At 56.9% G+C, this 14,072-nt stretch carries 12 protein-coding genes; 1 reads left to right on the forward strand and 11 read right to left on the reverse strand.

Going from position 1 to position 14,072, the window contains the following annotated elements; translation table 11 throughout:
* Positions 1 to 124: 124 nt before the first annotated feature.
* A complete protein-coding gene (locus tag ACO0LO_RS01195) occupies positions 125 to 1,114 on the reverse strand; it encodes a YeiH family protein (protein ID WP_422962360.1) in 990 nt (329 codons plus the stop codon).
* 141 nt (positions 1,115 to 1,255) lie between these two features.
* On the opposite strand from ACO0LO_RS01195, the gene ACO0LO_RS01200 reads away from it, so the two are divergent.
* Positions 1,256 to 2,170, forward strand: a complete 915-nt coding sequence (locus ACO0LO_RS01200; protein ID WP_422962361.1) for a LysR substrate-binding domain-containing protein — start codon at positions 1,256 to 1,258, stop codon at positions 2,168 to 2,170.
* A gap of 45 nt (positions 2,171 to 2,215) precedes the next feature.
* Here the strand turns inward: ACO0LO_RS01200 and ACO0LO_RS01205 are convergent, their stop codons facing one another.
* The 10 genes from ACO0LO_RS01205 to bamA form a co-directional block, all read right to left on the reverse strand.
* Complete coding sequence (locus ACO0LO_RS01205) at positions 2,216 to 3,520, reverse strand: AAA-associated domain-containing protein (protein ID WP_422962810.1); 1,305 nt, start codon at positions 3,518 to 3,520, stop codon at positions 2,216 to 2,218.
* Between the two features lie 9 nt (positions 3,521 to 3,529).
* The gene (locus ACO0LO_RS01210; RefSeq protein ID WP_422962362.1) at positions 3,530 to 5,263 is read right to left on the reverse strand and encodes an ABC transporter permease; all 1,734 of its coding nucleotides are present in this window, start codon (positions 5,261 to 5,263) and stop codon (positions 3,530 to 3,532) included.
* 532 nt (positions 5,264 to 5,795) lie between these two features.
* Positions 5,796 to 6,497, reverse strand: coding sequence for an ankyrin repeat domain-containing protein (locus tag ACO0LO_RS01215; protein ID WP_422962363.1), 702 nt, complete (start codon positions 6,495 to 6,497; stop codon positions 5,796 to 5,798).
* 18 nt (positions 6,498 to 6,515) lie between these two features.
* Positions 6,516 to 7,295, reverse strand: coding sequence for a TatD family hydrolase (locus ACO0LO_RS01220; protein WP_422962364.1), 780 nt, complete (start codon positions 7,293 to 7,295; stop codon positions 6,516 to 6,518).
* 40 nt (positions 7,296 to 7,335) lie between these two features.
* Positions 7,336 to 8,499: a lipid-A-disaccharide synthase gene (gene lpxB / locus ACO0LO_RS01225; RefSeq protein WP_422962365.1), complete on the reverse strand. Its 1,164-nt coding sequence runs from the start codon at positions 8,497 to 8,499 to the stop codon at positions 7,336 to 7,338.
* Positions 8,500 to 8,507: 8 nt separating this feature from the next.
* Complete coding sequence (gene lpxA, locus ACO0LO_RS01230) at positions 8,508 to 9,296, reverse strand: acyl-ACP--UDP-N-acetylglucosamine O-acyltransferase (protein WP_422962366.1); 789 nt, start codon at positions 9,294 to 9,296, stop codon at positions 8,508 to 8,510.
* Positions 9,297 to 9,298: 2 nt separating this feature from the next.
* Positions 9,299 to 9,787, reverse strand: coding sequence for a 3-hydroxyacyl-ACP dehydratase FabZ (fabZ, locus tag ACO0LO_RS01235; protein WP_422962367.1), 489 nt, complete (start codon positions 9,785 to 9,787; stop codon positions 9,299 to 9,301).
* 2 nt (positions 9,788 to 9,789) lie between these two features.
* Complete coding sequence (lpxD, locus tag ACO0LO_RS01240; protein WP_422962368.1) at positions 9,790 to 10,845, reverse strand: UDP-3-O-(3-hydroxymyristoyl)glucosamine N-acyltransferase; 1,056 nt, start codon at positions 10,843 to 10,845, stop codon at positions 9,790 to 9,792.
* A gap of 5 nt (positions 10,846 to 10,850) precedes the next feature.
* Complete coding sequence (locus ACO0LO_RS01245; protein ID WP_422962369.1) at positions 10,851 to 11,369, reverse strand: OmpH family outer membrane protein; 519 nt, start codon at positions 11,367 to 11,369, stop codon at positions 10,851 to 10,853.
* 47 nt (positions 11,370 to 11,416) lie between these two features.
* Entirely contained in the window at positions 11,417 to 13,780 is a 2,364-nt protein-coding gene (bamA, locus tag ACO0LO_RS01250) for an outer membrane protein assembly factor BamA (protein ID WP_422962370.1), read from the reverse strand.
* Positions 13,781 to 14,072: the final 292 nt, after the last annotated feature.

Raw genomic sequence — 14,072 nt, forward strand, 5'->3', positions numbered from 1 at the left:
ACATAACTTACATTGGAGATGCCATTGCGAGATAGCATAATCCAGCGATTGGAAGGAAACAATTGGACGTAGGTTGCGACATCGCATAGGAAAACGCCTACAGCCAGCCGCATCCGATAACCATTCATTGAAATGCCAGCCTGACCACATAATTAATACCGTAGCCGCCCATTGTCAAAAAACCGAACAATACCGCTGCCAGCAGGATAGGACGCAGGCCGGCCTGGCGCACCGCGCCTATATTAGTGCGTAAGCCAAGGGCTGCCATCGCCATTGCCAGCAAGGCAGTATCCAGGCCGACCAATGCATCCACCAGCGCAGCCGGAAGCACACCTGCCGAATGGATGGCGCTGGCGGCAAGGAAGAACAAGGCAAACCAGGGTATGGTGATATTGCCGCTTGCACCTTCCGTACTACCGCCCTTGCCTGACTTGACGATACCGGACAGCAGCAGCAGGAAAGGCGCCAACATCATTACCCTGAGCATTTTTTCTATGACGGCCGTATTGGCCGCAGCAATGCTGACGCTATTTCCGGCTGCCACGACTTGTGCTACCTCATGAATGGTGGAGCCGGCGAAAATGCCGTAAGCCTGTTCGGACAATCCGAGATAGGGGTAGATCAGCGGATAGGCAAACATGGCAATCGTGCCGAAGATGACAACCGTCGCCACGGCGACCGATACTTTATGCTCCTGCCCGCGCACCACAGGTTCGGTTGCCATCACTGCCGCGGCGCCGCAGATGGAACTGCCGGCCCCTATCAGCATCGCCGTCTGGCGATCCAGCTTGAAGACGCGCGTGCCGAGCTGCACTGCCAGCGTAAAGGTCAGCCCGACGATGAGCGCATCGATCACGACACCCGCCCAGCCGACGGCGGCAATCTGCTGGAAGGTGATGCGGAATCCGTACAGTACGATGCCCGCCCTGAGCAATGTATTCTTGGAAAAGTCGACGCCATTCGCAGCCTGCGCCGCGAAGCGGGAGAAGACCGAATTACCGATGAAGATGCCGAAGATAATAGCCAGGCTTAGCGCGCTAAGGCCGAACTGGCGAGCCAGCGGATGGTCGGCGGCGAGGATGCCAAGCCAGGCGATGCTAGCGGCTAGCAGCATGCCTGGTAATTTGGCTTTGACTGTACTTGTTAAAGATGAATTCTTTTCCATGACGCAATCCCTTGAGAAGATGGCGTAAGGATAGCCTTTGGATTATCATGAGTCGAATAGATAATTTTCACATAACCATGAAATATAGTCATGATCTTGAATTTACATCTCTTGAGGGTATTTTTTGCAGTGGCCGGGCAAAACAGTTTTTCGCGTGCGGCGGAAGCGCTGTTCATCAGCCAGTCGGCGGTGTCCAAGGCGGTGCGCGAGCTGGAACAGCAGCTGGACCTGCCGCTGATAGAGCGCGGCGTCAGCGGCGGCAAGGGCATACGGGTGACAGAAAGCGGCAAAGCGCTGTTTGAGCATGCGCGCGGCATCTTTGCATTGGAACGCGCAGCGGTGGAAGATGTGCGCGCCCGGGTAGGCCTGCACCGCGGCAGCCTCACGATAGGCGCAAGCACGACAATCGCGAGCTACTGGCTACCGCATTATGTTGCACAGTTCACACTGCAATTTCCGGATATAGCGCCGCACATCCTCGTGGGGAATACGCAGGCCATCCGCCAGGATCTGCTGGATTGCCGCATCGACCTGGCGCTGGTGGAGGGGCCGGTGGACGATCCGCTGATCAGGTCCAGCCATTGGCAGCAAGATGAACTGGTCATTGTTGCAGCCGGCGATTCGCTGCTGCACCGGCGCAGCCCGGTGGAAGCCGGACATCTGAGCAAGTTGCTATGGATCGTGCGCGAGCCCGGCTCGGGCACGCGGGAAGCAACGCAGCAACTGCTGCAGGCACACCGGATTTATCCCGAACACAGTATGGAAGTGGGCAGCAACGAGGCCATCGCGCGCATCGTCGCCGAAGGCGTGGGCATTGCGATGCTGCCGAAAGTATTGGCGCAGGACCTGATTGCGCTGGACAAACTGAAGGTGGTGAATGTAGCGGCAGAAAACGGCGGCAAGCTGCAATTTGCGCGCAGCCTGCACTTGCTGGAAATGGGTAGCCGCCCACATAGCCCGGCGGCGCTGGCTTTCCTGCACCTGCTGCATCAAGGACATGCATGACCGGAACAAGTCTTCCGGTCATGCCTAACACGCCCTGTAAATCCTTTAGACGCTTTCCTCTGGCTCAGGCAAAGTCAGGCGGCCGGTATGGTAGTCGTACTCGAACACCTCGCCATAGCGGCCCCATTCAACGGCAACGCCCAATACCCGCTTGGCTTCCTCGCCATCCAGGAATTCTTCCAGCAACTCCAGGAAAGGCCCTTCCGGCAGCTTGCCGTTGGCGTCTTCTTCCAGGCTGCGGCGAATATGGGCAACGAGCGGCACATGGGTCAGCAGTTGCTGGCCAAACAGCTCCTGCCTTTCGGTCTGCTCCGCTTCCACGTAACGCTTGCCCAGCGGCGTCAGGCTGATATCGCCCTTTTCGACGATGGCCAGACCCAGCTGCCCCAGTGCCTCATAGGTCGGGAACAGCTCTTCATCGGAAAGCTCCGCTTCCTCCGCCAGCTGCGGCAAGTCGGCGCGGCCGTTGAACGGGGTATCGGCCAACAGGTCCAGCACCGCCTCGATGCGGCTGATGTCGGTTTCCGGCAGGCGGTACACCTGCGATTTCGGCACAGGCGTGCCGGCGGCGGCTTCCTGCACGGGACGCATCGTCATCAGACCATATACCTCATCGATCAGCGCCCTCACCTCGGCGGAATCGACATCGCGCGGACGCGGCAAATCTATCTTCACTTCGCAGCGTATGCAGCCGGGATCACTGGCCATGATGATGATACGGTCCGACATCATGACCGCCTCTTCAATATTGTGGGAGACGATCAGTATGCCCTTGGTGGGAATACGGCTTTCATCCCACAATTCCAGCATGTCGTTGCGCAGCGTTTCGCCGGTCAGCACGTCCAGCGCCGAGAAAGCCTCGTCCATCAAAAGCACGTCAGGATTGGTGACCAGTGCGCGCGCAATGCCGACACGCTGCTTCATGCCGCCGGAAAGTTCGCGCGGCAAGGCGCCGCCGAAACCCGCCAGGCCGATAAGCTCCAGCACCGCATCGGCCCTGGTTTCCCTTTCGTCCGCGGGGACGCCCTGCGCTTCCAGACCCAGCTCCACGTTTTGTTGCACAGTAAGCCATGGAAACAGTGCAAACGACTGAAACACCATCGCAATGCCGGCTACCGGGCCATAGATCGGGCGGGCACGGTATTCCACCTTGCCGGTATCGGCAGGAATCAGGCCGGCAATAATGCGCAACAGCGTCGACTTGCCTGAGCCGGACTTACCCAGCAGCGCAACGATCTCGCCTTCTTTCAATTCAAAATCGACTTTTTCCAGCACGCTGCGGGCTGTGCCATCGGCGGCACGGAAAGACTTGGCAACACCCTTCAGTTCTATTAAAAAATTCTGATTCATCATGCATCCTCAACGGCTACGGTCTTCGGCAAGCAAATACAGTTTGCGCCAGAAAAAACGGTTCAACAACATTACGAATACGCACATCACGCCTATGCCCAGCGCAATGCGGTGAAAATCGCCGACTTCGGTCATCTGCTTGATGTAACTGCCAAGGCCGTCCGCGATCAGTGTGGTCTTGCCCCAGGTAACATATTCCGCCACGATACTGGCATTCCAGGAGCCGCCGCTGGCGGTAATGGCGCCGGTGATATAGCTAGGAAAAATCGCCGGCAGATAGACCCGTTTCCATTTGAGCCAGCCCTTGAGGCCCAGGTTGTCTGCCGCCAGACGCAGCTCGTTTGGAATCGTCGAGGCACCTGCCACGACGTTAAACAAAATATACCACTGGGTACCGAAGACCATCAGCGGGCTAAGCCAGATGTTCGGACTCAGGTTCAGCGACACAACCGCAAACACCACCAGCGGAAACATCAGGTTTACCGGGAAAGCGGCCAGGAATTGCGCCACCGCCTGCACCTGCTGCGAGTATTGCGGCCTCAGGCCTATCCATACCGCGATCGGCACCCAGACTACCGATGCCAGCGCGATCAGCAGCATGACCCTGAGCAGCGTGATCAGCCCCAGGCCGATCACATGGCCGGTCTCGCCCCAGCCGACATCGCTGTGGATGAAGGTAATCATCCGGTACGCCGCCCACAGGCAGGCCAGCGCCAGCGCCACATCCCATACCCTGGACCAGACAGGGTTGATGGGACGCACGCTGGCCTTGACGGAAGTACCGTCATGCCGCACGGCGAACCAGCCCAGCGGACGGCTCAGCGCTGCCCATAGCTTGTCTGTCAGGCCGCGGAACCAGTGGCTGCTGCGCATCCAGTGCAGCAGCCAGGATTCCTGCGAGGTTTCAGACTGCGACTCCTCAAAGCGGAATTTGTCGGCCCAAGCCAGCAAGGGCCGGAAAAACAATTGGTCGTACAGCAGGATGCCGGTCAGCATCGCGGCAATCGCCCATGCAATCGCCATGCCGTTCTTGGCTTCTATCGCAACGGCGATATAGGAGCCGATGCCGGGTAATTTGATATCCTGTCCGGCAACCGAGATCGCCTCTGCGGCGACCAGGAAGAACCAGCCTCCCGACATCGACATCATCATGTTCCACAGCAAACCCGGCATTGCAAAAGGCAATTCAAGGCGCCAGAAACGCTGCCAGCTGGATAGCCGGAAAATACGGGTTGCCTCGCTCAACTCAGGCGGCACCGTGCGTATCGACTGATACAGGCTGAATGCCATGTTCCAGGCCTGGGACGTGAAGATCGCAAAGATGGCCGCGCATTCCACCCCCAGTAGATTACCTGGAAATAAAGCGATGAATGGTGCAATGGCGATGGCCTGGAATCCAAGAATGGGAACGGACTGCAGGATGTCCAGCATCGGCACCATGATTTTTTCCGCCTTCGCGTATTTGACTGCGATGGCAGCAAACGCGAGGCTGAACAGCAGCGAAAATCCCAGTGCAGTAAACATGCGCAAAATAGTACGCAGCAGGTAGTAAGGCAGATACGAAGGATCGAGGGAAATCTCGGAGGCTTCGCCGACAGAAAACGGATGGCTCATCTGCATTGCGCCGAACGCGAATACGATCAGCAGTGCCAGCACCAGCGGCAACAAAGCCCAGTCCCAGCGGTTGGGGCCGCGGTCCTGGCCACTGTCCTCTGATTTTTGCGGATTGAAGAGTTCAAACATGCGCGGCTCCCACGTGAGTCAGCGACACGGCAATAGCGTGAAGGCATGGTGCCGGAATTGATCCGGCCTGATGACGATTGAAGATGTGAACGAAGAAAAACAATTAACCTCCCTTACCGGCATGCGACAAAGCAGACTCATCGCAAGCGGTTCCGATCAATACGGAAAATTCAAACGGTCACCAGCATGCTCACACCGGCCAGACATAGTCTGACACGGACTATATCGCAAGTGCAGGCGGGTGCGGAGCATCAGCCCGGCGACACGCAGAAAAATAAATTGGGTAAGTAAAAATGCAGCCTTGAAAGCTGATTGACACCGCTACCCGCCATGTTGGCAGGTGAGCGGCAATATGATGCGCGCCTACTCTGCCATTATGTGGCCGATACAAGATCGACTACTATAACTATCCACAGAATGTGCTCCATTAAAGCGAAGCGCGAACTGTAGCACGGCGGCAAAAGGCTGGCAATATCATTTGAGATTGTATTTTTTTGTATCGCCGGCATCCGTAAAAAACGACGCTGCCGGATTATTTGGCGTGTTGTTTTAACGCTGAACGAAGCATGCCGGAAATCTCTTTCAGCTCCAGATCCACGGCAAAATCGAGCGCCGTCATACCCACGTCATTTTTCAGTGTTACGTCCGCCCCCTCATCCAGCAGCAGTTTAACCGCGGGCGTTTTGCCGGAACGCGCCGCCATCATCAGCGGCGTCGTGCGGTTGGGAGACGCCGCGTCGATATAGGCGTAATTTTCCAGCAGGATCGCGATCACCTCGGGATCGCCCTTCGCAGCTGCATAGTGCAGCGCAGTCCAGCCGCGGCGGTTGACCTCCGCATCGGCGGCGATCAGCTTGTTGACCGCATCCACGTTGCCCATGTAACTGGCGATCATCAGCGCGGTATCGCCATTCTTCGACTTCGCTTCGATGTTGATGCCCTCGGTTGCCAGCAAGGCATCAAACACCTTCGAGGAATTTTCGCGCAGCGCGATCATCATGCCGCTCTCCCCACGCACGGTCTCTACGGTGTTCGGGTCCATGCCCCTTTTCAGTAAAGACTGCAGTTTCTTGATATCGTCGAACTTGACCGCCGTCAAAAAATCGTCGTAGGCGCCGGCAAACGCCGCGGGCGCCGCAGACACCGTAAGCAGGCAAAACAGCAGTGCTGAAGCGATGGCGAACAGACGTCTGGCTCTCAACTGGAGGGACGGCAAGCTATTGTTATTTTTCATCGCATGAATCATCCGGTGTCAGTGCGCTATCTTGAACAGATTGAAAAAATTCTCGGTCGTGGCTTCTTGCATCTGTTTTAGCGGAACCTGTTTGAGGTCGGCCAGGTATTCGGCTACATGACGGACGAATCCGGGCTCATTCATCTTGCCGCGATGGGGCACCGGCGCCAGGTAGGGCGAATCGGTCTCGATCAGGATGCGGTCCATCGGCAATGCCTTTGCCACCGCCTGAAGGTCTTTGGCGCTTTTGAAAGTGACGATGCCGGAGAAAGAAATGTAAAAGCCCATCTCTATCGCGGCCTGCGCCACTTCCAGCGATTCGGTAAAACAATGCATGACGCCTGCAGCACCACCCTTGTCAGTGCCGGCGCCCTCTTCCTGCATGATCCTGATCGTATCGGCAGACGCCGACCGCGTATGGATGATGAGCGGCTTGCCGGTGGTGCGGGATGCGCGGATATGCTGGCGGAAGCGCTCGCGCTGCCATTCCAGGTCTCCCTGCAAGCGGAAATAATCGAGGCCGGTTTCGCCTATCGCCACGATTTTAGGATGCCGGGACAATTCCACAAGGTGCTCCGCGCTCGGCTCCTCGGTATCCGGATAGTCCGGATGCACCCCCACTGACGCATAGATATTCGGATATTTTTCGGCGAGCGCCAGCACTTGCGGAAAATCAGGCAGGTCCACCGATACGCACAGGGCGTGCGTGACCCCGTTTTCTTCCATCTTGGCCAGAATTTCAGGCAAGCGAACCGCCAGTTCGGGGAAATTGATATGGCAATGAGAATCGACGTACATAGAGGAACCAGGGAGGTAGGCCGGACGCTGCCGGCAAAAATCAGGCCTTGCGGCTCGCCATCAATTCTAATACGGCTTGCGCGGACACGTTGGCGGTATCCAGCAGCAGGCTATGGTGCATGTCGGTGAAGCGTTGCTTCAGTGAATCGCGCAGCGGCGCATCATTCAATTGCTGCCACAGCGTATCTGCGAGCGCCTTGGGGGATGCCGCGCGCTGAAGAAATTCCGGCACCAGGAAATCACGCGCGATGATGTTGGGCAAACCTATCCACGGCTGGTAACCCATGTGACGAAGCACCTGCCAGGACGCTTCCATCATCCGGTAGGCGATGACCATCGGTTTTTTGAACAGCGCCACTTCCAGCGACGCCGTACCGGAAGCTACCAGCACTGCGTCGGCAGCGGCGATGGCAGCATGCGACTGGCCATCTATCAGCAAGACCGGCACTTCTTCCAGCCCTGCATCGACCACCAGCTTGATGTAATAGCTGCGCTGTTTGGCGCCGGCCATCGGCACCACGATCTGGATCTTGGGATCGCGCTCGACCAGCAGTTGAGCGGCTGCGATGAATGCTTCGGTATTGTATTTAAGCTCGGACATGCGGCTGCCGGGCAGGATGGTTACCACAGTCGCATCGGGCTGCAGACCCAGCTCTGCCCTGGCTGCAGCCACATCCGGTTCCAGCGGAATCACCTGGGCCAGCGGATGGCCGACATAGGTGACAGGAATACCGGCGTCGCGGTAAATCTGCTCTTCAAATGGAAAAACGACCAGCATGTGCGACACCGCTTCGGCAATCTTCTTGATGCGGCCGCCGCGCCACGCCCAGATCGAGGGGCTGATGTAGTGCATGGTCGGAATCCCGGCCTGCTTCAGCTGGATTTCCAGGTCGAGGTTGAAATCCGGCGCGTCCACGCCGATAAAGACATCGGGCTTTTCTACCAGCAGGCGCTGGCGCAGTTGCTTGCGTATGCCGCTGATCTCCCGGTAATGGGCCAGCACTTCGAACAGGCCGCGCACTGCCAGCTTGTCCATCGGCCAGTCATTGACAAAGCCGTGCTCGGCCATTCTGGGGCCGCCTATGCCATGCATCAGGGAAGCAGGCAGTTGCGGCCTCAGCCCGGACAGCAGGCGTCCCGCCAGCAGGTCACCGGAGGTTTCGCCGGCAACCATCGAAATGATGGGCCGCTGATTCTGATCCACAGCCGGCACTATCGAACGATGCCGCGGGTACTGGTGTCAAGGAAGCTGCGCATGGCCTGCATGTGCAAGGCCTCGTCAGCTGGCAAGGCGGCCTGTTCGGCATCCAGGGCAGCCTTCGCTTCTTCCAGCGTCAGGCCGGACCGGTAGATCAGCTTGTAGGCCTGGCGGACTGCGGCGATCTGCTCGCGGCTGAATCCGCGTCGCTTCAAGCCCTCTGCATTGATGCCGTGCGCCGCTGCAGGGTTGCCGGAGAGCGTGACAAAAGGCGGCACATCCTGGGTCAGTGTCGTACCCATGCCGGTCATCGCGTGCGCGCCTACACGGCAGAACTGGTGGATATTGGTAAAGCCGCCCAGGATTACCCAGTCGCCGATATGTACGTGGCCGGCCAGCTGCGCATTGTTGGCAAAGATCGTGTTGTTCCCGACATGGCAGTCGTGCGCCAGATGCACATAGGCCATGATCCAGTTGTCATTGCCGACGCGGGTTACTCCGCCGTCCTGTATCGTACCCAGGTTGAAGGTGCAGAATTCACGGATGACGTTGCGGTCGCCGATTTCCAGGCGCGTAGGTTCGCCTGCATACTTCTTGTCCTGCGGCGCAGCGCCGATGGACGAGAACTGGAACAGCGTATTGTCGCGGCCTATCGTCGTATGGCCCTGTATCACCACATGCGGACCTATCTTGCTGCCGGCGCCAATATTGACATCAGGGCCGATGACAGAATAAGGGCCAACTTCCACCGAACTATCGAGGCTGGCTTTGGGGTCGACGACTGCCGTTGGGTGAATCGCCATGTCTATTCTCCGGGTGTAACGCCTGCAGGCAAGCCCACCGGCACATCATTGGCAGTGCGCATGGTGCACATCAGCTCGCCTTCCACGGCCAATTGTCCATCCACGCTACCCTTGGCTTTATATTTCCAAATCCCGCGCGCCACGCGCAGGATTTCCACTTCTATCTTCAACTGGTCGCCCGGTTCCACCGGCCGCTTGAAGCGCGCGCCATCTATACCAAGGAAATACACCAGGGTGTTTTCGTCCGGCTTTTGCCCCATCGTCAGGAAAGACAGGATTGCGGCGGTCTGTGCCAGCGCTTCTATCATCAGCACGCCGGGCATTACCGGCTTGTTGGGAAAATGCCCGTTGAAAAACTCTTCGTTCGCGGTGACATTCTTGATTGCGGTAATGGATTTGCCGCTCTCCCAGTTCAGTACGCGGTCCACCAGCAGCATAGGGTAACGGTGCGGCAGGTACTGCTTGATTTGATTGATGTCTAAGGTATTCATTATTACTTTTCTGTGAGCGATTTGATTGTTTTTTCCATCTGGCGGATTTTTTCGCGCATGGTCGACAAGTTACGGACGATTGCGGCAGACTTTTCCCAGTCTGCATTTTTTGCCAATGGATAAAACCCGGTGTACTGGCCTGCTTCCAGTATGGACCGGGAGACCATGCTCCCGGACGAAATATGCACGTTATCGACGATGGTCAGGTGGCCCAGCACCATCGCCGCGCCGCCGAAAGTGCAATGCCTGCCTATCTTCGCGCTGCCTGCGACGCCGACGCAGCCTGCCATGGCGGTGTAGGCGCCGATGTGGCAGTTATGGCCGATCTGGATCTGGTTATCCAGGATCACGCCTTCCTCGATGATGGTGTCGGCCAGCGCGCCGCGGTCTATCGTGGTGTTGGCGCCGATCTCGACATCGTCCGCAATCAGCACGCGGCCGGTTTGCGGGATCTTGATCCATTTACCGCTCTCGTTGGCATAGCCGAAACCCTCGGCGCCGATGACAGCGCCGGACTGCAGCGAACAGCGCCGGCCAATTTCGCAATACTCATAAACGCAGACGTTCGGAAACAGCCGAGTGCCCTCGCCTATGCTGGCGCCGCGCCCGATGAATACGCCGGCGCCGATGACCGCACCCTCGCCGATGACGGCCTCCGCCTCTATCGTTGCATGCGGGCCTATGCTGGCGCTTGCAGCGACGCTGGCATGTGGACTGACATGGGCAGTGGGGTGTATGCCCTGCTCGGGCGGTATCGCATGCAGCGCGGCAAAGTGCTGCGCTACATGGGCAAAATAGGCGTAAGGATTATCGGCGACGATACGGGCACCGGTATAGACAGGGCCCACATGGTCCTGGTCCCTGGCGGACAGGATCAGCGCAGCGGCCTTTGTCAATTCAGCCTGGGAACGGAACTTGGGGTTGGACAGGAAAGTGAGGTAGCGCTCGTCCGCGTCGCTCAAAGGAGCAATGCCGGCTACCTGGATGTCTGGGCTGCCAATCAATTGACCACCGAAGCGATCGACCAATTCTCCCAGCCGAATGCTTACGGTGGTCATTTTATTTACTTGGAAAGAGCTTTAAGCACTTTCTCAGTCAGGTCTATACGGGGATTGAAATAGATAGGCTCTTCCTGCAGCACGATATCGTATTTTTCGGATTCCGCAATCTGTTTCACTGCTTTCCTGACGCGCACCGAGAAATTGGCCAATTCTTCACTCTTGCGCTGATTCAGGTCTTCATTGAAAATCTGGCGCCTGCGCTTCAGGTCCTGGTCCATATCGAGCAGCTCGCGCTGCTTCTTGATACGGTCCGTCTCAGACAATACAGGTGCATCCTTGTCATATTTCTCGGCCAGGGACTTGAGCTTCAGCCCCAGGTCCTGATTATCCTTTTCGCGCTTGGAGAATTCCTGTGCAATTTTTTCTTCGGCCGCCTTGGCAGGCGCCGATTGCAACAGGCGCTGCGCATCTACATAGCCAATCTTTACTTCCTGTGCGTGCGCCTGCCCGAACAGGCCCAGGCATACCACGCACGTCATCAGGCTTCGAAACAAACCGCTAGGGGTAATAAATTGCTTCAAAATATTTCTCCGCATTGCTTAAAATAAATTACACCGCCATTGTATCTTTAGAAGCCGCCGCCCAGATTAAACTGGAACGCTTCAGGCCTGTCGCCAGGTTTCAGGTTCACCGGTTTACCATAGCTCAGCTTCAACGGGCCCACAGGGGAAATCCAGCTCAGGCCGATACCGACCGCTGCCCTCATGTCCTGTACGCGTATTTTCTGGTTTTCATCGAAAACGTTACCGAAGTCGAAGAAAGTAAACAAGCGCAAGCTCTTGTCATTGCCGGAACCCGGGAAAGGCGACTGTAATTCTACATTACCGAAGACCCGGCTGGCGCCGCCCAGTGCATCGCCGTTAGGATCCTTGGTGCCCAGTGTGGACGATTCATAGCCGCGAACCGAGCCGATACCGCCGGCATAGTAGTTCTTGAACAGAGGATAAGGCTTGCCGCCTATGCCATGACCGTAGTCGAACTCGCCGTTCAGCGCCAGTGTAATGGATTTATACACCGGCTTGAACAGCTGCGCCTGGTAGCTCGCGCGATAGTACTTGAAGCTGCCGATAGCCGACAGTTCAAGGTTGGCACGTTGATAACGGCCCACTGTAGGAATCAGCGCGCTGTCCCGGCTATCCCTCTGCCACGCCACTGTCAGCGGGAAAGAGTTGGTAATGGAGTCGCCGATACCGTAATTCGGGTCGGTTGGGTCTTTGACCGCATTGCCGTAATCCGCCACATACTTCAGGTAGCGGAATGGGCTCCCGAGGAAGGTTGAGACGTTGGTCCGCTCGAAACCCAGGCCGAAGAACACGGTATCCACTTCCGAGAATGGCACGCCGAAACTCAGTTTTGCGCCCGTGGTCTGGATGCGATAATCGCCGACGCTGCCGATAACGGGACGCGTGGTGCGGACATACACCTCGGTGCTCTTGCTGACGCCATCATCCGTGAAATACGGATTGGTGTGCGTCAATGCAATGGTGCGGTACAGCGAACTGGTGTTGACTTCCAGGCCTATCGTATCGCCGCTGCCGAATGCGTTGGCCTGCTGGATGGAACCGGACAGGGTCAGGCGTTCCAGCTGCGAGTAGCCTGCGCCCAGCTGGATGTTGCCGGTTGGCCGTTCAGTCACGGTCAGGTTGACGTCTACCTGGTCGGTACTGGTCGGCACTTCTGGCGTATCAATCGTGACTTCCTTGAAGTAGCCCAGACGGTCTACCCTGTCGCGCGACAGTTTGATTTTCTCGCCGTCGTACCATGAGCTTTCAAATTGGCGGAATTCGCGGCGGATGACTTCATCACGCGTGCGGGTATTACCGGCTAGATTAATCTTGCGCACGTAGACGCGCTTACCCGGATCGACGAAGATCGTGAACGCAACTTCTTTCTTTTCCTTGTTCAGCAGCGGGTTTGCATTGACGTTGGCAAACGCATAGCCGAAATTGCCCAAGCGCTCGGAAATGCGTTTGGTGCTGTCGGTCAATCTCGCGGCGTTATACGTATCGCCGCTTTTCAGCAAGACCAGCGAGGCCAGCTCATCTTCGCGGCCGAACATTTCGCCTTCCAGCTTGACGCCCGACACAGTGTACTTGTCGCCTTCAATAATATTGATGGTGATGTAGATGTCTTTCTTGTCCGGCGTAATGGAAATCTGCGTCGATTCGACCTGCATTTCCAGGTAGCCGCGGTTTTGATAGAAAGACTTCAGAGTTTCTATGTCGCCCGACAGTTTTTGCTTGGAATATTGGTCGGCCTTGGTGTACCAGGTGAACCAGCCCGGCGTTCTCAAGGCCAGCATGTCGCGCAACTCGCTGTCGGAGAAGGCCTTGTTGCCGATGATATTGATTTGCGCGATACGGGCGATGTCGCCTTCGTCTACGGCAAATGTCACATTGACGCGGTTACGCTCGATCGGCGTCACCGTAGTCGTAATCTGCACGCCGTACAGGCCGCGCGACAGGTATTGCCGCTTCAATTCCTGCTCGGCACGGTCCACGCTGGCTTTATCGAAAATACGCGATTCGCCAACGCCGATGTCCTTCAGCGCCTTGACCAGATTGTCTTTTTCAAATTCCTTGGTGCCGGTGAAATCCACACCGGCGATCGATGGCCGCTCTTCCAGCAAGATGATCAGAACGCCGTCCTGCGCCTCAATCTGCACATCCTTGAAGAAAGTGGTTGCGTACAAGGCCTTGATCGCCGCAGTACTTTTTGCATCGTCAAACGTTTCGCCGACGCGTACAGGCAGGTAACTGAACACCGTTCCCGCTTCGGTACGCTGGATGCCTTCAACCCGTATATCTTTTACTATGAATGGTTCAATTGCCATTGCGCTACCAGAACATACAGCGAGTGCAGCTAATGCCAACACGTGTCGGCGTAATTTAGGCAAAGTAAGGTGATCAACGTTCTCGATATGTAATTTCATTGGTTGTTGTTTAATCTTAGGGCCTGTTGACAATCAAATTGCTTTGTAGGGGCCGGGATAAAACCTGCCTGGAATGGAGAGCCGGCTTGCACTTTCAGCGGCAGCCCTCATCATCCCGGCACGCAGCGCGCTGAAATGTTCTTCGCGCAACGTTTATTCCAACCCCCTCCGAGTTCAAACCAAAACACACGCTGGAGGGCATCGCGCACCTGCCCGGGATATCCTCCCAGTCGTACACCGCCTTGCCACCATGCGCTTTGGTTTGAACGCATCTTGCTGAGCGCCGAAAACA

The organism is Undibacterium sp. TJN25, assembly GCF_049339885.1.
GTDB lineage: Bacteria > Pseudomonadota > Gammaproteobacteria > Burkholderiales > Burkholderiaceae_D > Undibacterium.

Coding starts and splice junctions, on each gene's coding strand:
- ACO0LO_RS01220 (WP_422962364.1), bottom strand. CDS start 7,295: ATGTACGTCGATTCTCATTGCCATATCAATTTCCCCGAACTGGCGGTT.
- lpxA (WP_422962366.1), bottom strand. CDS start 9,296: ATGGCGATTCACCCAACGGCAGTCGTCGACCCCAAAGCCAGCCTCGAT.
- bamA (WP_422962370.1), bottom strand. CDS start 13,780: ATGAAATTACATATCGAGAACGTTGATCACCTTACTTTGCCTAAATTA.
- lpxD (WP_422962368.1), bottom strand. CDS start 10,845: ATGACCACCGTAAGCATTCGGCTGGGAGAATTGGTCGATCGCTTCGGT.
- ACO0LO_RS01200 (WP_422962361.1), top strand. CDS start 1,256: ATGATCTTGAATTTACATCTCTTGAGGGTATTTTTTGCAGTGGCCGGG.
- ACO0LO_RS01205 (WP_422962810.1), bottom strand. CDS start 3,520: ATGAATCAGAATTTTTTAATAGAACTGAAGGGTGTTGCCAAGTCTTTC.
- fabZ (WP_422962367.1), bottom strand. CDS start 9,787: ATGAATACCTTAGACATCAATCAAATCAAGCAGTACCTGCCGCACCGT.
- ACO0LO_RS01215 (WP_422962363.1), bottom strand. CDS start 6,497: ATGAAAAATAACAATAGCTTGCCGTCCCTCCAGTTGAGAGCCAGACGT.
- ACO0LO_RS01195 (WP_422962360.1), bottom strand. CDS start 1,114: ATGCTGCTAGCCGCTAGCATCGCCTGGCTTGGCATCCTCGCCGCCGAC.
- ACO0LO_RS01210 (WP_422962362.1), bottom strand. CDS start 5,263: ATGTTTGAACTCTTCAATCCGCAAAAATCAGAGGACAGTGGCCAGGAC.